General features: G+C 67.5%; 22 protein-coding genes and 1 tRNA gene. 14 read left to right on the top strand and 9 right to left on the bottom strand.

Features of this window, described 5'->3' with window-relative positions; all coding sequences use genetic code 11:
* The first annotated feature begins 78 nt into the window (after positions 1-78).
* Genes BMX37_RS19280 through BMX37_RS03545 form a run of 4 tightly spaced genes read left to right on the top strand, consistent with a single transcriptional unit; the run spans position 79 to position 3,949 of the window.
* Entirely contained in the window at positions 79-213 is a 135-nt protein-coding gene (locus BMX37_RS19280) for a hypothetical protein (RefSeq protein ID WP_280139211.1), read from the top strand.
* Complete coding sequence (locus BMX37_RS18970) at positions 197-2,047, top strand: hypothetical protein (RefSeq protein WP_244501359.1); 1,851 nt, start codon at positions 197-199, stop codon at positions 2,045-2,047. The genes BMX37_RS19280 and BMX37_RS18970 overlap by 17 nt, the downstream gene beginning before the upstream one ends.
* Entirely contained in the window at positions 2,044-2,973 is a 930-nt protein-coding gene (locus BMX37_RS03540) for a tyrosine-type recombinase/integrase (protein ID WP_093664040.1), read from the top strand. Before BMX37_RS18970 ends, BMX37_RS03540 begins: the two co-directional genes overlap by 4 nt.
* Before the next feature lie 31 nt (positions 2,974-3,004).
* Positions 3,005-3,949 (top strand): acetyl-CoA carboxylase carboxyltransferase subunit alpha, encoded by a 945-nt coding sequence (locus BMX37_RS03545; RefSeq protein ID WP_093664041.1) that lies wholly within the window; start codon positions 3,005-3,007, stop codon positions 3,947-3,949.
* Positions 3,950-4,049: 100 nt separating this feature from the next.
* Here the strand turns inward: BMX37_RS03545 and BMX37_RS03550 are convergent, their stop codons facing one another.
* Both BMX37_RS03550 and BMX37_RS03555 read right to left on the bottom strand, forming a co-directional pair.
* Positions 4,050-4,220, bottom strand: coding sequence for a Flp family type IVb pilin (locus tag BMX37_RS03550; RefSeq protein WP_093664276.1), 171 nt, complete (start codon positions 4,218-4,220; stop codon positions 4,050-4,052).
* Between the two features lie 98 nt (positions 4,221-4,318).
* Complete coding sequence (locus BMX37_RS03555; RefSeq protein WP_244501360.1) at positions 4,319-4,492, bottom strand: Flp family type IVb pilin; 174 nt, start codon at positions 4,490-4,492, stop codon at positions 4,319-4,321.
* A gap of 70 nt (positions 4,493-4,562) precedes the next feature.
* Between BMX37_RS03555 and BMX37_RS03560 the strand changes: the two genes are divergently transcribed.
* On the top strand, positions 4,563-4,979 hold the full coding sequence (locus BMX37_RS03560; protein ID WP_093664043.1) for a (deoxy)nucleoside triphosphate pyrophosphohydrolase: 417 nt from the start codon (positions 4,563-4,565) through the stop codon (positions 4,977-4,979).
* A 107-nt stretch (positions 4,980-5,086) separates the two neighbouring features.
* On the opposite strand, the gene BMX37_RS03565 is transcribed toward BMX37_RS03560, so the two are convergent.
* The 4 genes from BMX37_RS03565 to BMX37_RS03580 all read right to left on the bottom strand — a co-directional run bounded on the left by BMX37_RS03565 (position 5,087) and on the right by BMX37_RS03580 (position 7,398).
* The gene (locus tag BMX37_RS03565) at positions 5,087-5,758 is read right to left on the bottom strand and encodes a TPM domain-containing protein (RefSeq protein ID WP_093664277.1); all 672 of its coding nucleotides are present in this window, start codon (positions 5,756-5,758) and stop codon (positions 5,087-5,089) included.
* Complete coding sequence (locus tag BMX37_RS03570) at positions 5,758-6,633, bottom strand: TPM domain-containing protein (RefSeq protein ID WP_093664044.1); 876 nt, start codon at positions 6,631-6,633, stop codon at positions 5,758-5,760. Before BMX37_RS03570 ends, BMX37_RS03565 begins: the two co-directional genes overlap by 1 nt.
* Before the next feature lie 10 nt (positions 6,634-6,643).
* Positions 6,644-7,228, bottom strand: a complete 585-nt coding sequence (locus BMX37_RS03575) for a LemA family protein (protein ID WP_093664045.1) — start codon at positions 7,226-7,228, stop codon at positions 6,644-6,646.
* Positions 7,229-7,324: 96 nt separating this feature from the next.
* A tRNA-Cys gene (locus BMX37_RS03580) sits at positions 7,325-7,398 on the bottom strand.
* A 170-nt stretch (positions 7,399-7,568) separates the two neighbouring features.
* Between BMX37_RS03580 and BMX37_RS03585 the strand changes: the two genes are divergently transcribed.
* The 4 genes from BMX37_RS03585 to BMX37_RS03600 all read left to right on the top strand — a co-directional run bounded on the left by BMX37_RS03585 (position 7,569) and on the right by BMX37_RS03600 (position 13,145).
* Complete coding sequence (locus tag BMX37_RS03585) at positions 7,569-8,234, top strand: protein-L-isoaspartate O-methyltransferase family protein (protein ID WP_244501361.1); 666 nt, start codon at positions 7,569-7,571, stop codon at positions 8,232-8,234.
* Between the two features lie 19 nt (positions 8,235-8,253).
* On the top strand, positions 8,254-9,771 hold the full coding sequence (locus BMX37_RS03590; RefSeq protein WP_093664046.1) for a TolC family outer membrane protein: 1,518 nt from the start codon (positions 8,254-8,256) through the stop codon (positions 9,769-9,771).
* Positions 9,772-9,799: 28 nt separating this feature from the next.
* The gene (locus tag BMX37_RS03595; RefSeq protein ID WP_093664279.1) at positions 9,800-10,345 is read left to right on the top strand and encodes a DUF2497 domain-containing protein; all 546 of its coding nucleotides are present in this window, start codon (positions 9,800-9,802) and stop codon (positions 10,343-10,345) included.
* A gap of 175 nt (positions 10,346-10,520) precedes the next feature.
* Positions 10,521-13,145, top strand: a complete 2,625-nt coding sequence (locus tag BMX37_RS03600; RefSeq protein WP_093664047.1) for a valine--tRNA ligase — start codon at positions 10,521-10,523, stop codon at positions 13,143-13,145.
* 175 nt (positions 13,146-13,320) lie between these two features.
* Here BMX37_RS03600 and BMX37_RS03605 read toward each other — a convergent pair whose 3' ends face one another.
* Positions 13,321-13,800, bottom strand: a complete 480-nt coding sequence (locus BMX37_RS03605) for an Hsp20 family protein (RefSeq protein ID WP_093664280.1) — start codon at positions 13,798-13,800, stop codon at positions 13,321-13,323.
* A 563-nt stretch (positions 13,801-14,363) separates the two neighbouring features.
* Here BMX37_RS03605 and BMX37_RS03610 point away from each other — a divergent pair.
* The 4 genes from BMX37_RS03610 to dnaE all read left to right on the top strand — a co-directional run bounded on the left by BMX37_RS03610 (position 14,364) and on the right by dnaE (position 20,360).
* Positions 14,364-15,614 carry a lipoprotein-releasing ABC transporter permease subunit gene (locus tag BMX37_RS03610; RefSeq protein WP_093664048.1) on the top strand — a complete coding sequence of 417 codons (1,251 nt, stop codon included), beginning with the start codon at positions 14,364-14,366 and terminating at the stop codon, positions 15,612-15,614.
* Positions 15,607-16,281 carry an ABC transporter ATP-binding protein gene (locus tag BMX37_RS03615; RefSeq protein ID WP_093664049.1) on the top strand — a complete coding sequence of 225 codons (675 nt, stop codon included), beginning with the start codon at positions 15,607-15,609 and terminating at the stop codon, positions 16,279-16,281. Before BMX37_RS03610 ends, BMX37_RS03615 begins: the two co-directional genes overlap by 8 nt.
* A gap of 16 nt (positions 16,282-16,297) precedes the next feature.
* Positions 16,298-16,777 carry a glutathione peroxidase gene (locus BMX37_RS03620; protein WP_093664050.1) on the top strand — a complete coding sequence of 160 codons (480 nt, stop codon included), beginning with the start codon at positions 16,298-16,300 and terminating at the stop codon, positions 16,775-16,777.
* An 85-nt stretch (positions 16,778-16,862) separates the two neighbouring features.
* On the top strand, positions 16,863-20,360 hold the full coding sequence (dnaE, locus tag BMX37_RS03625; protein WP_093664051.1) for a DNA polymerase III subunit alpha: 3,498 nt from the start codon (positions 16,863-16,865) through the stop codon (positions 20,358-20,360).
* 104 nt (positions 20,361-20,464) lie between these two features.
* Here dnaE and BMX37_RS03630 read toward each other — a convergent pair whose 3' ends face one another.
* Both BMX37_RS03630 and BMX37_RS03635 read right to left on the bottom strand, forming a co-directional pair.
* Positions 20,465-20,653, bottom strand: coding sequence for a hypothetical protein (locus tag BMX37_RS03630; RefSeq protein ID WP_093664052.1), 189 nt, complete (start codon positions 20,651-20,653; stop codon positions 20,465-20,467).
* 58 nt (positions 20,654-20,711) lie between these two features.
* On the bottom strand, positions 20,712-21,785 hold the full coding sequence (locus tag BMX37_RS03635; RefSeq protein WP_093664053.1) for a PA0069 family radical SAM protein: 1,074 nt from the start codon (positions 21,783-21,785) through the stop codon (positions 20,712-20,714).
* A gap of 57 nt (positions 21,786-21,842) precedes the next feature.
* Between BMX37_RS03635 and BMX37_RS03640 the strand changes: the two genes are divergently transcribed.
* Entirely contained in the window at positions 21,843-22,190 is a 348-nt protein-coding gene (locus tag BMX37_RS03640) for a VOC family protein (RefSeq protein WP_093664281.1), read from the top strand.
* The last annotated feature ends 93 nt before the right edge of the window (positions 22,191-22,283 follow it).

Consider the following 22,283-nt stretch of genomic DNA (forward strand, 5'->3'; position numbering starts at 1 on the left):
GGGCGCTATACTAGGCGGGGCGGGCCCGGCAACCGTCCGGGATGCCGCTGTGTCCCCGAGTTCAAGGTTTCCTGTCCCATGTCCCGCCTCCTCATCAGCGTCATTGTCCTTTTGGTGGTGGTCGTGGGTGCCCTGGTCCTGCTCGGTAGCCGCGCGCACGAAGTACCCCAGACGCAGGTCGAGAAGGCGGTTTCGCTTGGCAATCTGTCCTAAGCGCCACGCCGCGGTCGCGGCGCTGGCCCTGGGCGCGGTGGCGCTGCCGGCGATCGGAATCGGTCAGGAACGCCCGGAATCGATCCTGCCGCCCGGTTTTGGGGAGCCAAGCCCGCCGCCGGCCACGCGTCCTGCGCCACGACCCTCGCCGACGCCCGGCACCCCCGTGCCCAGCGCGCCCTCCGCGCCGGGGGCGGCGCCGGTCGTGCCGGCCGCCCCGTCGCCGAGCACGGCGGTCGTGCAGCCACTGCCGCCCGAATACCCGGTAACGTCGAACGAGCAGGACGCGGAGACCCCTGCGCCGACGATCGACCCACAGACGCTGGCCGAGTATGAGATGCCGGCTGCCGCCCGGCGTTCGCTGGCCATGGTCGGGCCCACGGGTGCGGCAGAGGGCGGGTTGCCGTCGGACGCCTTTGCCGGCGCGGATGGGCGCTATTTGGAACAACTGATGCGGCGCCTGGCCGCCCCGCTGCCGTCGCGCTGGATGTCGATCCTGCTCCGCCGGACCCTGTTGTCGACCGTGGAGACGCCCAAGCGGGTCAACGGCGCCGATTTCGCGGCAGAGCGTGCATGGCTGTTGCTGCGCATGGGCGAATCGGTGGCGGCGCGCGCGTTGGTACAGAACGTCGACACGGCGAACTACACCCCAAAATTGTACGATGTCGCGATGAACGCGATGCTGGCCACAGGCGATCCCGCCGGACTGTGCCCGTTACAGCCGCGTGCGGTCGTCCTGTCGCCGGCACGCAGCTGGACCCTGGCGGGCGCCATGTGCGCCGCGCTCACCGGGCAGGCGGCGGACGCGCGCAGCCTGCTGGCGCAGGCCCGCAAGCGGCGAGTGGCGACCGGCATCGACCTGCAACTGACGCAAAAGGTGATCGGCGCCGGCCCCGGCGGCCGGCAGATGATGACCATCGAGTGGGCGGGCGTGGACCGGCTGACGGCCTGGCGCTTCGGCCTTTCGACCGCGATGGGCGTGGCGATCCCCGACGACATGATGGCGAGCGTGGGTACGCAGGCGCTGTACTGGCGCGCGCTGTCGCCCGCCGTGGCGCCTGCCGACAGGTTGTCCGCAGCGGAGGGAGCGGCGGCGCAGGGCGTGCTTTCGAACGCCGCGCTGGTGGATCTGTACGGCGCCGTCGATCAGGCCGACGACGCGCCGTCCGCCGCCGCAGCGGTCGCCGCCGACCTTCGCACCGCCTTTACCGGCGACCGCGCGTCCGCCCGGCTGTCGGCGCTGCGCCAGCTTTGGGGTACGCAGACGGGTCGGGTACCCTATGCCCGGCTGGTGCTGACCGCGCATGCGGCGGCGCGCGCGCCGATCCAGGCGGGCAGCGCGGATGCCGATCGGCTGATCGCATCGATGCTGTCCGTCGGGATGGACCGCACCGCTGCACGCTGGCGCGGAGCGGTGGAGGCGGGCGGCGACGGATGGGCGATGTTGCAGCTGTCCGACCCGGACCTGTCCCGCCGGCTGACCTATCGCGATCTGGCCGGTTACACGGGGCAGGGCGACGCCGCGTTAAAGCAGCGCCTGCTCTTCGCCGGACTGGCTGGTCTCGGCCGACTGGCCCCGGCGGATGTCGAGCGGGCGGCGGAGGCGCTGGACGTGCGCATCGGTGCGGAGAACGCCTGGACGCGCGCCTTGGACCGCGCGGCGATGGCTGGCCAGCCCGGCACGGTCGTGGTGCTGGCGGCACTCGGCATGCAGACCGGGTCGTGGAAGGGCGTCCCGCCGGAAATGCTGTACCGGATCGTCGGCGCGCTGCGCTCGGTCGGGCTTGGCGGGGAGGCCCGGATGATCGCGGCAGAGGCCCTCGCGCGGGCGTGAGCGGCGTGGCGGCCGGCGATCGTGCCCTGATCGATCGTTTTCTTGAGATGATGGCGGCGGAGGCGGGCGCCGCTCCCAACACGCTGGCCGCCTATCGCAGCGACCTCACGCTGGCGTCGGCGGTGCTGGAGGATGGGCTCGCCGACGCGGACGCGGACGGGCTGCACCGTATCGCGCACGAATGGCGCGACCTTTCCCGCGCGACCGTCGCGCGCAAGTCGGCGGCCCTGCGCCGCTTCTTCGCCTTCCTGGCAGATGAAGGGCACAGACCCGATGATCCGGGCAAGGCGCTGCCCCGGCCGGGGACCGCGCGTCCCTTGCCCAAGGTGCTGGGTCACGCCGATGTTGACCGGCTTTTCGCCGCGATCGCCGAGCGGCTGCACTGCGAGCATCCCAGCCCTGCCGACCTGCGACTCGCCGCGCTGGTGGAGCTGCTTTACGGGTCGGGCCTGCGCGCCACCGAACTGGTGTCGCTGCCGCGGATCGCCATCGCGCCGGACAAGCCGTTCCTGATCCTGCGCGGGAAGGGCGGGCGGGAGCGTATGGTCCCCATCTCGGACCGGGCGCGTGCCGCGGTCGCCGCATGGCGCATGCATGTGCCCGTCGATGCAGCATGGCTTTTCCCATCCGGGCAGAAGCACCTGACCCGGATCCGCCTCTACCAGATCCTGAAGTCGCTGGCGGCGGAGGCGGGCATACCGCCCGATCGCGTCAGCCCGCACGTGCTGCGCCACGCGTTTGCCACCCATCTGCTGGAGGGCGGGGCGGACCTACGCGCTTTGCAGTCGATGCTGGGCCATGCCGACATCGCGACCACCGAAATCTACACCCATGTCGATGCGTCGCGCCTGGTGGAGCTGGTGAACAGCCGCCATCCGCTCGCCGACAGCGACCGTGTTCCCGCCGTTGATCGCCGCACGCGTTGACCTTCACCGCCGCCGGCCCTAGCCCCGCGCGATGCCAAGCTTTCTGGATTTCGAGAAACCCATCGCCGAGTTGCAGGGCCGCATCGACGAACTGCGCGAAACGGCCGGCGACACGGTGGACATCACCGCCGACGTCGCCCGGTTGCAGGCCAAGTCGGACAAGCTGCTGCGCGACACCTTTGCCAAGCTGACGCCGTGGCAGAAGACGCAGGTCGCACGCCACCCCGAACGGCCGCATTTCAAGGATTATGTCGCCGGACTGTTCGACGACTTCATGCCGCTAGCCGGCGATCGCGCCTTTGCCGACGATCAGGCGATCCTCGGCGGCTTCGCGACATTCCGCGGACGGCGGATCATGGTGATCGGCCACGAAAAGGGCGCGGACACCGCAAGCCGGCTGCGCCACAATTTCGGCATGGGCAAGCCGGAAGGGTATCGCAAGGCGATCCGGCTGGTCGAGCTGGCCGACCGGTTCGGTCTGCCGGTCGTGACGCTGGTCGACACCTCGGGCGCGTTCCCCGGGATCCAGGCCGAGGAACGCGGGCAGGCCGAGGCGATCGCCCGCTCGACGGAGGCGTGTCTTGCCGCCGGTGTCCCCGTGGTCGCCGCGATCGTCGGCGAGGGCGGATCGGGCGGCGCGGTCGCGCTGGCCGCGGGCAATCGCGTTCTGATGTTCGAGCACGCGGTATATTCGGTCATCTCGCCAGAGGGCGCGGCCTCGATCCTGTGGCGTACCGCCGACAAGGCTGCCGACGCGGCCGACGCGATGCGGATCACGGCGCAGGATCTGAAGAATTTCGGCGTGATCGACACCATCGTGCCGGAGCCTCTGGGCGGCGCGCATCGGGCGCCACAGGCAGCGATCGGCGCGCTGGCCGACGCCATCGAAGCGGCATTGACCGAACTGGGCGGCACTGCCCCCGATGTCCTGCGCCAGGATCGCCGGCGCAAGTTCCTGGCGATGGGCCGGATCTAGGATCGACGAACCATCCGGGCGTTCAGAAAGGGTGTATGAAAAGGGGCGGCGGACACATGGTCCACCGCCCCCTTTACAGTCCGCTTGTCGAAACGGGTTCTTACGAACCGGTCTTGATGTTCGACGCAACGTTGTTGAAGGTGCTCGACAGCTGGGTGCCGATGCCCTTCATGGCGGCGATGGCGGCAACGGCGATCAGCGCGGCGATCAGGCCGTACTCGATGGCGGTCGCACCCTTGGAATTCTTGATGAACTTGCGGATCGTCTGCATTCCGGTCTCCATGATTCTAAAGCTTCAGTCACCCGGCTCGCCCAGGTTTTCCGTCCCGGACAGCACATCCGCGATAAGCCTGGCGGGTTGAGAAAGGCTTAAGGCCGACCGCTGGCGTGGATGAACTGGTCGCTGACGTTGTTCCACATCACGGTCGTGTTGCCCGCGACCTGCTTCAGCGCCGCGATCACGACCAGGACGATGAGCGCCAGGATCAGCGCATATTCGACCGCGGTCGCGCCACGCCGGTCGGACGCGAGCCGTCGCGGCATGCGAAGTCGCGATTGCGGGCGGGGCGAACGGGGTGCCATGGCGTCGGAATAGGTGAAGGGGAGTAAAGCAATGGTGCACGGCGCGCAGGACGGCCCGTTGATCGTGGTGGCGGCCGCCCTGATCCGCGACGACCGCGTGCTGGTACAGGAGCGACCGGCAGGAAAGGCGCTGGCGGGCCTGTGGGAGTTTCCAGGCGGCAAGGTGGAAGCGGGGGAGACGTGCGAAGCAGCGTTGGTGCGTGAACTGTCCGAGGAGCTTGGCATCGCGCTCGGGTCCGAGGCGCTGGCGCCCCACAGCTTCGTTACCGGCACCGCAGGTGACCGGCCGCTCCTGCTGCTTCTATACGTCGCAACCGAATGGGCCGGTGAGGCGCACGCGCTTGAGGCGTCCGCCTTGTGCTGGGCCAATTACGCCGACCTGTGCGCGCTGCCGATGCCGCCGGCGGACGTACCCCTGGTTGCCGCGCTGCGACCGCTATTGGCCTGATGGTTGGGGTGGCCGTCGCCGAACAGGACAAGTGGCGACGGCCGCAGCCCGTCTAGCCGCCAAAGCCTTTAGAAAACATTGCGAAAGTCTGGGCCGATCGAAAGCGGTTAGAGTTCGATCAGGCGATCGGGCAACTCGTTGCTGTCGTCGGCGCTGCGCGGAAAATGCTCGGCCAGGATGGCGCCGATCCGCTCGATCGCGGCGGCCAGTCCGTCGTCCACGCGGTCGTCCCGAACCGCCTCCAGCAGCACACGCATGGCCTCACCCCAGACCTCCTGTCCGACACGGGTGTGGATGGCCTCTTCCGCGATGATCTCGGCCCGTCGCTCGTCCAGGGACAGATAAAGCAGCACGGCAGTCGCTGCGCGCGTTCGCTTGTCGACGCTGGCACGAAACACGTCGATCGCGCGGCGATGCACCCGGCGCGCCTTGGTCGATGGCGGCGTCAACGCGAGCCTCAGCGGTGTGGAGCGCATTGCCAGCCATGCCAGCAGGAACAGCGCGGCACTCAGCAGCAGCGCGATCGTGAACAGGCTGGCCGGCGTCGCGGCTTCGTCCCAATTCCGCGCGAATATGGAATGCAGCGACTCGGCCAGACCGGGGCGGATCGCCAGGATGGCCGGAGCGGACAGCATCGCCAGCGCGGCCCAATGTGCACCGACATCGCGGTAGGTATCGGATCGTGCGGCGACCACCGTCACGATCTCCCCATCGGTGCGCGACTCGGCCGCCGCCACGGCCTGCGTGACGCGTTCATGTGTGGCTGCGGTCAATCGCATCACCATCCCCCCGATGCGCCACCGCCGCCGAACGATCCGCCGCCGCCGCCGGTGAACCCACCGCCGCCCCAGCCGCCGCCTCCGTCATCGCTTCCGCCGGAACCACCCCAGCCGCCGCCACCACCGCCGGAACGGGTCATATGGTCCGCCAGCGACCACAGCACGACCGGCAACACGCCGCCATCATTGCCGTAGCGCTGGCCCCAGGGGGACGCGCGACGCCGACGTCGGAACAGCGGCAACACGACGAATGCGATCACGATAATCCAGAATATCGCCGCCACCGGCACACCGCTGCCGCTCGAGCGGGACCGCTTATGCGTGCGGTCGAACTCCGCCACGGCCGCGTCCGTTCGCGCCTTTGCCTCATCCGGCGATGCGCGCAGCTGTTGCACGATGGCGTCCGTTCCGGCCACCATTGCTCCTGGCACGTCGCCGTTGCGTAGGCGCGGCATCATGGTCGTGTTGATGATGACGCTGGACAGCGCATCGGTCAGCACCGGCTCCAGCCCGTATCCGACCTCGAGACGCGGGCCGCGATGGCCCGCCGGCTCGTTGGGCGCGATGAACAGGATGGCGCCGTTGTTCGCGTCCTTCAGCCCGACGCCCCATGCGCGGCCGAGGCGGTACCCGTAATCTTCCAGCGGGTAACCCTGAAGGTCGGGGATCGTCGCGACCACCAGTTGTCGGTGTGTGTCGCGCTGCAACGCCTCCAGCGTCGCCGACAGCTGCTTCTCCTCGGCGTCGGGGATGACGTTGGCGGCATCCACCACCAACCCGGTGAACTTGGGGAAGGTCTGTGCCGACGCGGTTTGCGCCAGCACGACCATCAGCAGCGCGGCAAGTGGCCGCAGCATCGCGGAAAGGCCGCGCATGGCGGTGCCGTCAGCTCGCGTTGCCGAAGTTCACCGTCGGCGCCGTCTCCGCCCCGGCCGTGGTCGCCGTGAACGGGACGAGCGGCTTTGCGCCGTAGAAGATGCGCGCGCCGACCGCGTCGGGGAAGGTGCGGATGCGCGTGTTGTACGACTGCACCGCGGCGTTGTAGTCGCGCCGCGCGATGGTGATGCGGTTCTCCGTCCCCTCCAGCTGCGATTGCAGCGACAGGAAATTGGCATTGGACTTCAGGTCCGGATACGCCTCCTGCAGCCTCTGCAACGACAGGGTGACCGCGTTCTGCGCCTGCTCGAACTGCCGGACCTTTGCGGGATCGGTCAGGTCGTCGCCGGACAATTGCACCCGCGTCGCGCCGGCCCGCGCCTGGGTCACGCCGATCAGCACGTCCGATTCCTGCTTGGCATAGCCCTTCACCGTCGCGACTAGATTGGGGATCAGGTCGGCGCGACGCTGATACTCGTTCTGCACGTCGGCCCAGCGCGCCTTTGCCGTTTCCTCGGAGGTCGGAACGCTGTTGATGCCACAGCCGGACAGCGCGATTGCGAGCGCGGGGACGGCTAAAAAGCGAGCGGACATCAAGGAGCCTCCATCTGTTACGATGGCGGTATATAGTGGATGCCGCGGCATTGCGAAGGGGGATCGGCCATCACCATGGCCGACGCTCGCCACCGCTGGAGGCCCGAGCCGGAATCGAACCGGCGTGCAAGGATTTGCAGTCCTCTGCGTAACCACTCCGCCATCGGGCCTCGATGCGGTGAGAGGCGCGCCTATTGCGTGGTTTCTCGATCCGGTCAACCGGAACGGTCGCCAGAGTGCGCGATGGCGCTACTTGGCCTTGCAGGACGTGCGCGATAGAAGCGGCTGCGTAAAGATGTGTATTGCACAGGTAAGACAGCTGTGCGACAGGATGGAAATGATGACGACCGCGACGATCGGAACGGATGGCCAGGCGATGCGCCAGGCAATGGTGTCCAGCCAGCTGAGGACCAACGCAGTCGACGACCGGCGCGTGGTCACCGCGATGGCGGAGGTCGCGCGGGAGCGGTTCCTGCCGAACGCATCTTCGGCGCTCGCCTATCGCGACACCGCCATTCCGCTGGGCGGCGGCCGTGCCGTCAATCCGCCCCTCGCGACTGCGCGGCTGCTGACGCAAGCGGAACTCAGGTCGAGTGATCGCGTACTCCTGATCGGCGCGGCCGGTGGCTATGCCGCGGCGTTGTTGGCCGAACTGGTTGCCGAGGTCGTTGCCGTCGAGGAGCAGCCCGCGCTTGCGGAGTTCGCACGCGGCGCGCTGGCCGATGTTCCGAACGTCACGATGGTCGAGGGGCCACTCGCCGCCGGTGCGCCGGGTGGTGCGCCGTTCGACGTGCTGGTGATCGACGGCGCGGTGGAGCGCCTGCCGGTCGAACTCGTCGAACAGCTTCATCCGGATGCGCGCATCGTCGCCGGTTTGGTCGATCGCGGTGTCACCCGTCTTGCGGCTGGCCGGGTCAGTGCCGGCGGCTACGGCTTGCAACCGTTTCTAGACGCGGAATGCGTCGTGTTGCCGGGGTTCGAAGGACCGCGCGGCTTTCAGTTCTAAAAACAGGCAGGGGGCGGGGGTGAGGATCGGAACGTGGCTCGCCGGCGCGAGCCTTTTGACGGCGGCTGCGCCCGCTTCGGCCGAGACGCTGCGTGACGCGCTGCTCAAGGCTTATACAACGAACCCGACCCTGACCGGCCAGCGCGCGGGCCAGCGGGCGACCGATGAGACCGTGCCGCTTGCCAAGGCACGGGGGCGACCGACCGCCGGCGGGCAGGCGGGCTATACCGAGAATTTCTACAATACCGGCAACAGCTTCGCCTCTCCCGCGCGCCAGCTGACGGGGGGCGTCAGCCTGTCCGTGCCGATCTACCAGGGCGGTCAGGTCCGCAACTCCATCCGTGCCGCGGAGACGCGGGTTTCGGCGGGGCAGGCCGGCCTGCGCAACACGGAAGCGAATCTGTTCGCCGAGGTGGTGGCCGCGTTCATGGACGTGATCCGCGATGCCGCCATCGTCGGGCTCAACCAGCAGAACGTCCGCGTGCTGGAGGTGAACCTTCAGGCGAGTCGCGATCGTTTTCAGGTCGGCGACCTGACGCGAACCGACGTCGCACAGTCGGATTCCCGCCTCGCCATCGCCAGGGCGCAGCTGCAAAGCGCGCAGGCTCAGCTGATCGCGAGCCGGGAGAACTACATTCGGGTCGTCGGTACGCCGCCGGGCCAGCTGGAGGACCCGCCCGTTCTGCCGCAGCTGCCGAACGAGGTGGAAACCGCCGTGGCCGCTGCTTTGCGCGACAATCCGGCACTGGTCGCAGCGGCGCGGCAGCGGGATGCCACGCGCTATGATGTCGAGGTGGCGCGATCCTATCGCCTGCCGCGTCTGAGTGGATCGGTCGGCAGCAACTATAACAGCTATCTCGGCTCGCTGGGCGCGGGAACGGCATTCGCCCAGTCGCAAAGCGGCGTCGCGGCAACCGCCGGGCTCAGCCTATCCGTGCCCTTCTACCAGGGCGGCCTTCCCGGTGCGCAGGTGCGTCAGGCCGAGGCGTTGCGGTCGCAGGCGATCGAGGCGGTGACGGAGACGGAGCGGTCGGTCATCGCCGCCGCCCGATCCTCGTTCGCGATCTGGCGATCGTCGCAGGAGGTGATCGCCAGTTCCGAGGTCGCGGTGAACGCCAACAAGCTCAGCCTGGAAGGCGTGCGGGCGGAGAACTCGGTCGGCACCCGCACCATCCTGGACATCCTCAACGCCGAACAGGAACTGCTCAACAGCCAGGTCACGTTGGTGACGGCGCGGCGTGACGCCTATGTCGCCGGCTTCAACCTGCTGGCGGCGATGGGTGGGGCGGAGGCGCGCGATCTGGGTCTGGACGGCGGCGTGCTGTACGATCCGACCGCGAACTACAAGCGCGTGCGCAACAAGCTGAGTGACTGGAGCGACGATGGAGAGCCGGTCGCGGTGGCGACGCGGACCGACCAGACGCCGGTCCAGAACGCCGTTGTGGAGACGCCGAAGGACCCATTGCTGCAAAAGCCGCCTGTTGACACGAGCCGCCCGTTAACCACAGGTGCGGATGCGCCGTCCCGTCGTCAGTGAGCCGGGCGGTGGCAAAGAGGGCCGGTGCATGGGGGAAATGAGCGCGGAGCCGTCGATGGAGGAAATCCTGTCCTCCATCAAAAGGATCATCGCGGAAGAGGGCGATCCGCCTGGACGTCCCCGTCGTGCCGCACGCCCGGTGCAGGCGTCCTCCGCGCCGCAGGACACGGTGCAAGAGGCGCGTGTCGAGCCAAGCGTGCTGGAGCTGGACACCCCCGTGTCCGCTGCCCTGCGCCCTGCTGAGCCGCCCCGTCTCGTCGAGCCTACGAGGCCCCTCGATGCGCCCCGTCCCGCGGATCCACCTCGTCCCGCAGAAGCTGCGGTTGCGGACCCGTCTCCGGCGGAAGCGGGTGAGACCATCCTGTCCCGCCAGGCGGCAGAAGCGACACGGGGCTCGTTGGACGTTCTCAGCAAGCTGGTGACCAAGCCCGAACCCGGCACCGACGGCACGCTGGAGGGACTGGTCCGCGAGATGCTCCGTCCGGTCTTGCGCGAATGGCTGGATACGCACTTGCCGGGCATGGTGGAGACGATGGTGGCCCGAGAGATTGCAAAGATCACGGGTCAGGCCTGAGGCGCTCGATCGGGCGTGGCTGAGATTCTAAGGCGTCCGTCGTTGAACGGAGGTTGGCGTCTGCCAATGCGGTAAGCCCGGTCCAAGGCATAGACGCGGTGCCGACGCACGCAACTCCGCTAGCCCTGTGCGTCAGGGGGTGACGGCCGCCGACTCGCCCGGCTAAGGGACGCGCATGAGCGAGCTTCCCAAGACCTTCGACCCCGCCGCCATCGAATCCCGCTGGTACGATCATTGGGAGCGCAACGGCCTGTTCCGGCCGGAGCGTGCGGGCGCGGAGCCGTGGACGATCGTCAACCCGCCGCCCAACGTGACCGGCAACCTCCATATCGGCCACGCACTCGACAACACGCTTCAGGACATCCTGACCCGCCACGCGCGTTTGAAGGGCAAGGACGCGCTGTGGGTGGTCGGCACCGACCATGCCGGCATCGCCACACAGATGGTGGTTGAGCGGCAGATGGCGCTGCAACAGCAGAAGCGGACCGACCTGTCGCGCGAGGACTTCGTCGCGAAGGTCTGGGAGTGGAAGGCGGAAAGCGGCGGGCAGATCACCCGTCAGTTGCGGCGGCTCGGCTGCTCCATGGATTGGGCGAACGAGCGCTTCACCATGGACGACGGCTTCAGCCGCGCGGTGCTGAAGGTCTTCGTCGACCTGCACAAGCGCGGCCTGTTGTACCGCGACAAGCGGCTGGTGAACTGGGACCCGGGGCTCGGCACCGCGATCAGCGATCTCGAGGTGGAAACGCGCGAGGAAAAGGGCGGCTTCTGGCACCTGCGCTATCCGCTGGCCGATGGTTCGGGTGCGATCTCCGTCGCGACGACGCGTCCCGAAACCATGCTGGCCGACATGGCGGTCGCGGTTCATCCCGATGACGAACGCTATCGCGCGCTGATCGGGAAACAGGTGCGGTTGCCGATCACCGGCCGTCTGATCCCCATCGTCGCCGACGAGCATGCCGATCCCGAACTGGGCTCCGGCGCGGTGAAGATCACGCCCGGCCACGACTTCAACGATTTCGAGGTCGGGCGCCGCGCCGGTATCGAGGCGCGCGACATGCTCAACATGCTCGGCCCCAAGGCTGAAATCGTGCAGACGGCCGACGGGTTGATCCCCGCCGATCTGCTAGGCGTGGACCGGTCGCAAGCGCGGCAGCGGATCGTCGAGCGGCTGGAGGCCGATGGCGTTCTGGAGCGCGTCGAGGAACGCGTGATCCAGCGTCCCTATGGCGACCGCTCCGGCGTGGTGATCGAGCCGTGGCTGACCGACCAATGGTATGTCGATGCGGCAACCCTGGCGAAGCCGGCGATCGAGGCGGTGCGCGACGGCCGCATTCGCCTGGTGCCGAAAAGCTGGGAGAAGACCTTCTTCAACTGGATGGACAACATCCAGCCCTGGTGCGTGTCACGCCAGCTATGGTGGGGGCACCGCATTCCCGCGTGGTTCGCCGAGGATACCCGCATCTTCGTTGCAGAGACAGAGGAAGAGGCGCAGGCGGCGGCCGGCGCAGATACCGTGCTGGTCCGCGACCCCGACGTCCTCGACACCTGGTTCTCGTCCGCGCTGTGGCCGTTCGCAACGCTCGGCTGGCCCGACGACACGGACCCGACATTGGGTGGCCGCTATCCCAACGACGTGCTGATCTCCGGTTTCGACATCCTGTTCTTCTGGGATGCGCGGATGATGATGCAGGGCATGCAGTTCATGGAAGATGTGCCCTTCAAGACGCTGTATCTGCACGGCCTTGTCCGCGCGGCGGACGGCGCCAAGATGTCAAAGTCGAAGGGCAACACGGTCGATCCGATCGGCCTGATCGACCGCTACGGGGCCGACGCGCTGCGCTTCTTCATGGCGGCCATGGAAAGCCAGGGCCGCGACATCAAGATGGATGATCGCCGGGTCGAGGGGTATCGCAACTTCGCGACGAAGCTGTGGAACGCCGCGCGCTTCTGCCAGGCGAATGGCATCGGCGGGGCGGCGACACTCGACGCGCCGGAGGCGACGCTGGCGGTCAACAAGTGGATCGTGGCGGAGTGCGTCCGCGCGATCCAGTCCGTCGACCTGGCCCTTGCGGACTATCGCTTCGACGCCGCGGCCAATGCGGCGTATCAATTCGTCTGGAGCCGCTTCTGCGACTGGTACCTCGAGTTGATCAAGGGCCAGATCGATGACGAGACAAAGGCCGTCGCCGGCTGGGTCCTCGACCAGATCCTGGTCATGCTGCATCCCTTCATGCCGTTCATCACCGAGGAACTGTGGCACGCCATGGCGGCCCGCGACCACGACCTGATCGTGGCACATTGGCCACAGGCGGATGCTCGCAGCCTCGATCCTGCCGCCGAGGCCGAGATCGACTGGCTGATCCGGTTGGTGGGTGAGGTACGCGCGGCGCGGACGGAGCTGAACGTGCCACCGGGTGCGCGGCTGCCGATGCACCTGCGCGGGGCGGGCGAGGGCACGTTGGCGCGGATCGAGCGACAGCGCCCGGCAATCGCTCGGGTGGCGCGCGTCGATGTGGCCGATGGCGACGTGACCGGCGGCGCGGCACAGGTCGTCGTGGATGAGGCGACGTTCGTGCTGCCTTTGGAAGGTGTGATCGACCTGGGCGCGGAGCGTGCCCGGCTGGCCAAGGCCATCGCGGCGACGGAGAAAGAGCGGGATGGCCTGGCCAGTCGCCTGAACAATCCGAGCTTCGTCGAGCGTGCCAAGCCGGATGCGGTGGAGAAGGCGCGTGCCGATCACGCCGACAAGGCGGCCGAGGCGGAGCGGCTGACCGCCGCGTTGGCACGGCTCGGGTAGCGACGGTCCGTTCAGGCCCGGCGTGCAGCCTCGCGCTGCCGCCGTTCATGCGAACCGAGCAGCCGCAGCCTAACGGCAGTAATCAAAGTGGATCGCCCACACATAAAGACGCCCGGACCTGACGGTCCGGACGTCCTCCGGCGCCTGGAAAAGGGAGCAACAGGCGCCGGAACGGTTAGGCGGCTTGAGCGCCACCGGTATCGACCGCGTCGTTATCGACAGCGGTGAGGGGAGCGCCGGTTTTGATCGCGATCGTCTTCGGCTTCATCGCCTCCGGCACTTCGCGAACCAGATCGATGACCAGGAGACCATCGTTCAGCCGCGCATCCTCGACGAAGACGAAGTCGGCCAGCTCGAACCGACGCTCGAAACTGCGGTTGGCGATGCCGACGTGCAGGAACGACTGATTCGCCTGGGACTTTTCGTCCTTGCGGCCCGCAACCAGCAACAGGTTCTGCTGCGCGGTGATCTCTATCTCTTCACGTGAGAAGCCTGCGACGGCGAGGGTGATGCGGTAACGATCCTCCGCCAGACGCTCCAGGTTGAACGGCGGATAGTTCTCGGCCGTGGCACCGCGCGCATTGGTTTCGAGCATGTCGAACAAGCGGTCGAAGCCGATAGTGGAGCGGCGATAAGGGGTAAGGTCCAGACGCATATCAAATCCTCCGATGAGCGAATTGAAGTCAGTCGGCATCCGACGTGCGCGATGCCGGCGTACGGCCCGATTGCGGCGCCGTATGGATAAGGATTTGGTGACGTCGCTGGCGGCTTCAAGGGGGCAAGACCCGCCGACCGCCGCGATGATAAGGCCCTGTTCAGATCGCAGTGCTATGACACGTATCAGGAAGGGGTGACCGATCCTCCGGCGGGTGTCTGGAAGCTCCCGCGCCGGTCCGGCGACCCCTTCCACCCCGACGCCTCCTCAGAAACGGCAAACGCCCGGACCGTTACCGATCCGGGCGCCTGCGTGACGATTGCTCGTCAGCCCCCTTTGTGTGTCGCCGCTCCACGCCTTTGCGGCGGAGCTGGCGACTGGTCCCCGAACCACGGCCGTTGCCTGTGTGCCAGTGATTGTCTGGCTACGGATTTGCGCCCGGTTTGTCATCCGGCATGTGGCCCACTTGCGACGATTGCGGCCCGGATGTGACAGTCGCGCAACACCGCACCGCGCGGGCGGCGTGCTTGCGCGCGAAGCAGTCCCTTCGTACAGCGCGGGCCATGATCCTTTCCCGCTACGAACGGATGGTTGCCAAGCGCTACCTGCTGCCCGGCAAGGGGGAACGCTTCATTGTCCTTGTCGCGGGGTTCAGCCTGGGCGCGGTGATGCTTGGCGTCGCGGCGCTCGTCATCGTGATGAGTGTCATGAACGGTTTTCGCGCGGAGCTGTTCGACAAGATCGTGGGCCTGAACGGCCATGCGGTCATCCAGGGTATCGGCGGACGCCTGCCCGATTGGCGGCAGGTGGTGGCCGACGCCCGCGCCACCCCGGGCGTCACAAGTGCGGTGCCGCTGATCGACCAGCCGCTGTTCACCACTTTCAACGGCCGCAGCGAAGCGATCCTGGTCCGCGGCATGCGGATGCAGGACATCCGCGACAACGCCAACCTGACCGGCAAGGTGGTCGCCGGCTCCCTGTCCGCGCTCAGCCCGGGCAGCAACCGCATCGCTATCGGGTCTCGCCTGGCAGAAGCGTTGGGCGCCGACGTCGGGTCGGAAATCACGATCATCAACCCGCAAGGACCCGCGACACCGTTCGGTACGGTGCCCCGTTATGTCAGCTACACCGTGGCGGCGATCTTCGAGATAGGCGTGTACGATTACGACAAGGCGTATGTCATCATGCCGATCGAGGACGCACAGACGCTGCTGCTCCTCGGCGACACGGTGAGCATGGTGGAGGTGAACACCACAAACGCCGACCGCGTGCAGCAGATCCTGGCGCCGCTGGGACCGAAGCTGGGCGGCCGCGCGATCATCGCCGACTGGCGCACCATGAACGCGCAGCTGTTCGAGGCGCTTGCCGTGGAGCGCGTCGCGATGTTCACCGTGCTGTGCATCATCATCCTGGTGGCGGCGTTCAACATCGCGTCCTCGCTCATCATGCTGGTGCGGGCAAAGACGCGGGACATCGCCATCCTGCGCACGATGGGGGCGACGCGCGGCGCGATGATGCGCATCTTCATGACGGTCGGCACCAGTATAGGCGTGCTGGGAACGCTGGCCGGGCTGCTGCTCGGCTTCGTGTTCCTGTTCTATCGGCAGGGGGTGGTGAACTTCGTCCAGTTCGTCACGGGTCAGAACCTGTGGGATCCCTCGATCCGCTACCTGACCGAGTTGCCGTCCAAGACGGACCCGTTTGAGGTGACGCTGATCGTCGCGATGTCGCTGCTCTTCTCCTTCCTCGCCACGCTGTACCCGGCGTGGAAGGCGGCCAGCACCGATCCGGTCCAGGTGCTGCGTTATGAATGAAGCGGTTCTCGAAACGCGGGGGCTGGCGCGCAGCTTCACCCAGGGCGACCAGACGATCGACGTCCTGCGCGGCGTAGACCTGACCATTGCGCCGGGTGAGATCGTTGCGCTGCTCGGCCCATCCGGCTCCGGCAAGTCGACGCTGCTCCAGGCGGTCGGGTTGCTGGAGGGTGGCTTTTCCGGCTCGATCCGCATTGTCGGGGAAGAAGCGGCGCAGCTGGACGCGGGGCAGCGTACCGCGATGCGCCGCGATCGGCTCGGTTTCGTCTATCAGTTCCATCACCTGCTGCCCGATTTCAGCGCGGTCGAGAACGTCGTGCTGCCGCAACTGGTGCACGGTGACGAGCCGGCCGCCGCCACCCGCCGCGCGGAGGGACTGCTGGAAGCGCTGGGCGTCGGCCACCGCCTGCATCATCGACCGAGCCAGCTGTCCGGCGGCGAGCAGCAGCGCGTCGCCGTGGCCCGTGCGCTTGCCAACCGGCCGCCGCTGATCCTGGCGGACGAGCCGACCGGCAATCTGGACGAGCATACCGCAGACATTGTCCTGGCCGAGTTCCTGCGCCTGGTGCGCGAGGAAGGATCGGCCGCGTTGATCGCCACGCATAACGAGCGTCTGGCCAGCCGCATGGATCGCATGCTGCGGCTGCACGAGGGGCTGCTGCAATAAGGGAAGGTGGGACGCCATGACCCCGATCACCGACATGTCCGTACGGGCCGCAGATGGTGGCATGGCCAGCCTGGACACGTGGCGCGGAAAGGTGCTGCTGATCGTCAATACGGCCAGCCGCTGCGGCTTCACACCGCAATATGAGGGGCTGGGCGCGCTGCACCGCGAATACGGCCCACGCGGGTTCGAGGTGTTGGCCTTTCCCTGCAACCAGTTCGGCGCGCAGGAGCCGGGCAGCGATGCGGAGATCGCGACCTTCTGCGCCACGACCTACGATGTCGACTTTCCGGTCTTCGCGAAGATCGACGTCAACGGCGCGCATGCCGACCCGCTGTTCGACCGGTTGAAAGCGGAGGCGCCCGGCGTGCTGGGATCGAAGGCGATCAAGTGGAACTTCACCAAATTCCTGGTGGACCGGCACGGCCGCGCGGTGAACCGCTACGCCCCAACGACCCGCCCGGAACAGATACGCCCCGACATAGAGGCACTTCTTTAAGACCTAGGCCGATCCGCCGAACGGCCGGTCGCATCGCGCGACGGCGATGCTGGTCGAATCGGCTCAGCACGCCTAGCTAGTGAGGATGCCGCATTCCGGGTTCGTGCCGCTCCGCATCTTTTCGTCGTTCACCATGCTGGACGGGGCGATCGACCCGAAGGCGATCGCCAAGCAGGCGAAGAAGCTTGGCTTTCCGGCGGCGGCGCTCACCGATCGGAACGGCCTGTATGCCGCCATGGCCTTTTCCGATGCCGCCAAGAAGGACGGGGTGCAGCCGGTGATCGGCACCATGCTGTGCGTGGCGCGCCCGGACATGCCCGACGGCGTGACGCCACCGCTCGACTGGCTGGCGCTCTATGCGCAGGACGAGCAGGGGTACGACAATCTTTGCGCGCTGGTCAGCCTGTCGCATCTGGACCGGCCGATCGAGCAGCCGGCGCATGTCGACGTGTCGATGTTGCACGGGCGCACGGACGGCCTGCTGGCCTTGACCGCTGGCGGCGAGGGTGCCTTGGCCCGGCTGTTCGCGGAGGATCAGCCGGATCGCGCATACGCCTATGCCGATCGCCTGCAGGCGCTGTTCGGCGACCGGCTGTATGTCGAACTCTGCCGTCGCGGCGACCAGGTGGAGACGGCGGCGGAGGAGGCGTTGATCGACCTCGCCTATGCCCGCGGGCTGCCGCTGGTCGCGACCAACCCCTGCTGTTTCGCCGAAGGGGCGTTCGGCGAGGCGCATGACGCCATGCTGTGCATCGCCAACTCGACCTATGTCGACAGCGAGGATCGCCCGAGAAGCTCGCCCGACGCGTGGATGAAGCCCGCCGACGCGATGCGCGCGATGTTCGACGATCTGCCGGAGGCGATCGCCAACACCTTGGTGGTCGCGCAGCGCTGCGCGGTGATGGCGCCCAGCCGCAAGCCGATCCTGCCCAGTCTCGCCGGCGACCGCGAGGGTGAGGCGGCGATGCTGCGCGACGAGGCGCGGCGAGGCCTGGATGAGCGGCTGGCGCGGATCGAGGAACTGGGCGGTACGCCGGATCGCGCCGCCTATGCCTCACGGCTGGATTTCGAGCTCGACGTCATCATCGGCATGGGCTTTCCGGGATATTTCCTGATCGTCGCCGACTTCATCCAATGGGCGAAATCGCACGACATTCCCGTGGGTCCGGGGCGCGGATCGGGCGCGGGATCGGTCGTCGCCTGGGCGCTGACCATCACGGATCTGGACCCGCTGGCGCTGGGATTGCTGTTCGAGCGGTTCCTGAACCCGGAACGCGTGTCCATGCCAGACTTCGACATCGACTTTTGCGAAACCCGGCGTGGCGAGGTCATCCGCTACGTGCAGGAGAAATACGGCCGCGATCAGGTGGCGCAGATCATCACCTTCGGAAAGCTGAAGGCGCGCGCGGTGCTGAAGGACACCGGCCGCGTTCTGCAGATGAGCTACGGCCAGGTCGACCGCTTGGCCAAGCTGGTGCCCAACCATCCCACCGATCCGTGGGACCTGAAGCGGGCGCTGAACGGCGTGCCCGAGCTGGCGCGCGAATACGCCAACGACAATCAGGTCCGCCACCTGCTGGACCTAGCGATCCAGCTGGAGGGCCTGCCGCGCCACTCCTCGACCCACGCCGCGGGTGTGGTGATCGGCGACCGCCCCTTGTCCGAACTGGTGCCCCTGTACCGCGATCCGCGGTCCGACATGCCGGTTACGCAGTTCGACATGAAATATGTCGAGGGCGCCGGATTGGTGAAGTTCGACTTTCTCGGCCTGAAGACGCTGTCCGTCTTGCAAAAGGCGGTGCGCCTGCTCGCCAAGCGTGACGTGCATGTCGACCTGTCGGCGCTGACCTGGGACGACCCGGCGGTGTACGAGCTGCTTCAGCGCGGCGACACGGTGGGCGTGTTCCAGCTGGAATCGGAGGGCATGCGCCGCACACTGTCGGCGGTGCGGCCGACCAATTTCGGCGACATCATCGCGCTGGTGTCGCTCTACCGCCCCGGCCCGATGGACAACATCCCCAGCTTCGGCCGGCGAAAGCAGGGGACGGAGGCGATCGTCTACCCGCATGCCCTGCTGGAGCCGATCCTGAACGAGACGTACGGCATCTTCGTCTATCAGGAGCAGGTGATGCAGGCCGCGCAGATCCTGGCCGGCTATTCACTGGGCGGCGCCGACCTGTTGCGCCGGGCGATGGGCAAGAAGATCAAGGCGGAGATGGACGCCCAGCGCGCCACCTTTGTCGAAGGATGCGCCAGCGCCCACGGCATCAAGGCGGCCGAGGCGAACGCGCTGTTCGACTTGATCGACAAGTTCGCCGGCTATGGCTTCAACAAGAGCCACGCCGCCGCCTACGCCTTGCTCGCTTATCAGACCGCCTGGCTGAAGGCGCATCACCCGCATGAGTTCTTCGCCGCCTCGATGTGCTTCGACATGGCACAGACCGAAAAGCTCTCGATCTTCGTGGAGGACGCCAGGCGCGGCGCGGTGGCTGTGCTGCCGCCGTGCATCAACGCCAGCCAGGCCGAGTTCGACGTGGAGCCGCATATCCGCGATGACGGCGCCACCGGGCTGGCCGTCCGCTACGCGCTGGCCGCGCTGAAGTCGGTGGGCGAGGGGGCGATGGAGCGGCTGGTCGCGGAGCGTGACAGCCGGGGCCCCTTCAAGAGCTTGGACGACATTGCGGACCGCGTCGACCCGCGCCTGCTGAACAAGCGGCAGGTTGAAACGCTGGCTGCTGCCGGCGCCTTCGACGCGCTGGATGCCGACCGCGCCGGGGTGTGCGCCGCGGCGGAGACGATCCTGGCGGTCGCGCAGCGCACGCATGAGCAGAAGACCAGCGGGCAGGGCGGCCTGTTCGGCGGGGAAAGCCATGCCGGCGACGCGATCAAGCTGCCGCGTTCGGCCAGATGGAGCCTGGCCGAGCGGATGGAGCAGGAAAAGGAGGCGTTCGGCTTCTATTTCTCCGCGCATCCCGTCGATCGGCACGCCCATCTGGCGAAGATGCACGGCGCGCGCAGTTTCGTCAGCCTGTCCGATCTGCGCATCCCGGAGGACGGCACGCGCGCCGGCGCGACGCTGGCGGTTCTGGTGGAGGAGGCGCGCTGGCGCACATCCGCACGGGGGCGGCGTTACCTGATGGCGACGCTGTCCGACGCGACCGGTCAGTTCATCGCGACCTGTTTCGACGATGCCGTGGCCAAGGACCTGGAGGAAGCCGCTCGAGTAGGCGGCTGCGGGCTGGTCACGGCCGAGTTGGATCGCCGCCCGGGTGAGGAAGTGCCCCGCGTGTCGGTGAAACGTATCCAGCCGTTCGAGGGGCTGGCGTCGACGGCACGTTTCGTGATGGAGGTGGACATCGTCGCCGATCATGGCTTCACTGCGCTAGCGTCGCTCCTGTCCCACCACCGCGGCGCACGTGGGGAAGTTCGCGCGAGCGTCCCTGTTCCCGGCGGCCGTGCCACGCTGCTGCTGGGTCGCGATTTCCTGCTGGATGAGGAACTTCGTGATCGCCTCGAGCAGCTCGATGGCGTCGATGGCGCTCGGCTGACGATGTCGGAGGTGCGGCTGGCTCTGGTCGGCTGACGGCTCGTGCGATGCGCGTGCTGGGCGTTGACCGCTGCTAAGGTGGAACAGCGCGTCAGGAAGGCGACTTGCCGCCCCGCGCGCCGCTCTACTGAAGCCGTGGCTTAGCGGTCGCCCTCTTCCGTGTCGGCAAGCTCCTCGCCCTGAACCCCGGCATTGTTGCCGTACCCTGCGCCCGAATCCTGATCGCCGCTTGGCGACTGCGCCGGCACGGCCGGGTCCTGGTTCTGGCGGTCGGTCTGGTCGCCCTGTCCGCCGCTCGCGCCGCCGGCGACGTGGTTCTGGTCAGCCATGATCTGTCCTTCCTGGGTTGTGTCCCGCAAAGAACGAGCAGGCCGCATGGTCGATCCGTCAAAACAGCTCACCCTGCGGACCGGCGGGCGGGCGGAACAGGTCGGTCCGGAGCACGATGCGCTCCCCATTCAGGCCGAGGCGTCGGCAGGTCAGCCGGAACCGCGTCGCCAGCAACTCCGCCCACGGGCCGCTGCCCTTCATCCGAGTGAAGAAGTCGGGATCGTTGTCACGCGATCCCCCGCGCAGCGACCGGATGATCGCCATGACCTTGCCCGCGCGCTCCGGGAAATGCGTGTCCAGCCAGGCACGGAACAGCGGCGCGACCTCATGAGGTAAACGGACCGGGATGAAGAACGCCGCCTTTGCCCCCGCCGCCGCCGCGCTTTCCAGAATGCGCTCCATCTCGCCGTCCGTGATTGCGGGCACGATCGGGGCGATCGAGACGTAGACGGGCACCCCCGCCGCCGCCAGCCGCTCCACCGCCTTCAGCCGGCGTGCGGGCGCCGGGGCCCTGGGTTCCAGCGTCATCGCGATCCGGGGTTCCAGCGACGTGATCGACATGCACACTGCGGCAAGCTGGGCGGCGGCCATGTCACCCAACAGCTCCAGGTCGCGACACACCCGGTCGGACTTGGTCGTGATGGTCAGCGGGTGCCGCGTCTCCGCAAGCACCTCGATCACCTGGCGCGTGATCCGCCAATCGGACTCGATGGGTTGATAGGGATCGGTGTTCGTGCCCAGCGCCATCGGGCGACAGACATAACCCGGCTTGCCCAGTTCGTGTCGCAACAGGTCGGCGGCGGTCGGCTTCGCGAACAGCCTGCTCTCGAAATCGAGGCCGGGCGACAGGTCGTGATACGCATGCGTCGGCCGCGCGAAACAATAGATGCAGCCATGCTCGCAGCCGCGATACGGATTGATCGAGCGGTCGAACGGCACGTCGGGGGAAGCATTGCGGCTGATGATGGTGCGCGGCTGCTCCACGGTGACATGGGTCCGGAGCGTCGGTGCCTCACCATCGACGGTGTCGCGCTGATCCAGCCAGTCGCCGTCCTCCTCCGTCCCCGGCAGGTTGAAGCGCGAGCTGCGCGTATTGATCGTGGCGCCGCGCACCGGACGTTTGCTGGCCATTGACCTGTGCTACATGATCGACCAGAACACATCAAGAACACGGGAAGGGAGATCGACGTGGCGCGCATCAACTATGTGGAACTGTCGGTGCCGGGCACGGACGATGCCAGGCGCTTCTACACGGAGGCGTTTGACTGGCAGTTCACCGATTTCGGGCCGGATTACGCGGCGACGATGACGGGCGATGTCGACCTGGGCCTCAACGCTCATCCCGAGCAGCATATGGATTCCCCGTTGCCGGTGATCGAGGTCGCGGACCTGGAAGCAGTTCTGGACCGCGTGATCGGGGCGGGCGGACAGGTGGTGGTGCCGACCTTCACCTTTCCCGGTGGTCGGCGCTTCCATTTCCGTGATCCCGCCGGGCATGTGATGGCGGTGATGCAGCCGGACGCGCACTCCGGCTGACGGCTGTCGGGCTACGACCGCGATAGATGTCTCAGCCCCGCCGCAACCACGAAGGCCAGACGGTCGCGGGGGGCTACGACGGTGCCCGTCGGA

The sequence above is a fragment of the Sphingomonas gellani genome, from assembly GCF_900110035.1.
GTDB lineage: Bacteria > Pseudomonadota > Alphaproteobacteria > Sphingomonadales > Sphingomonadaceae > Sphingomonas > Sphingomonas gellani.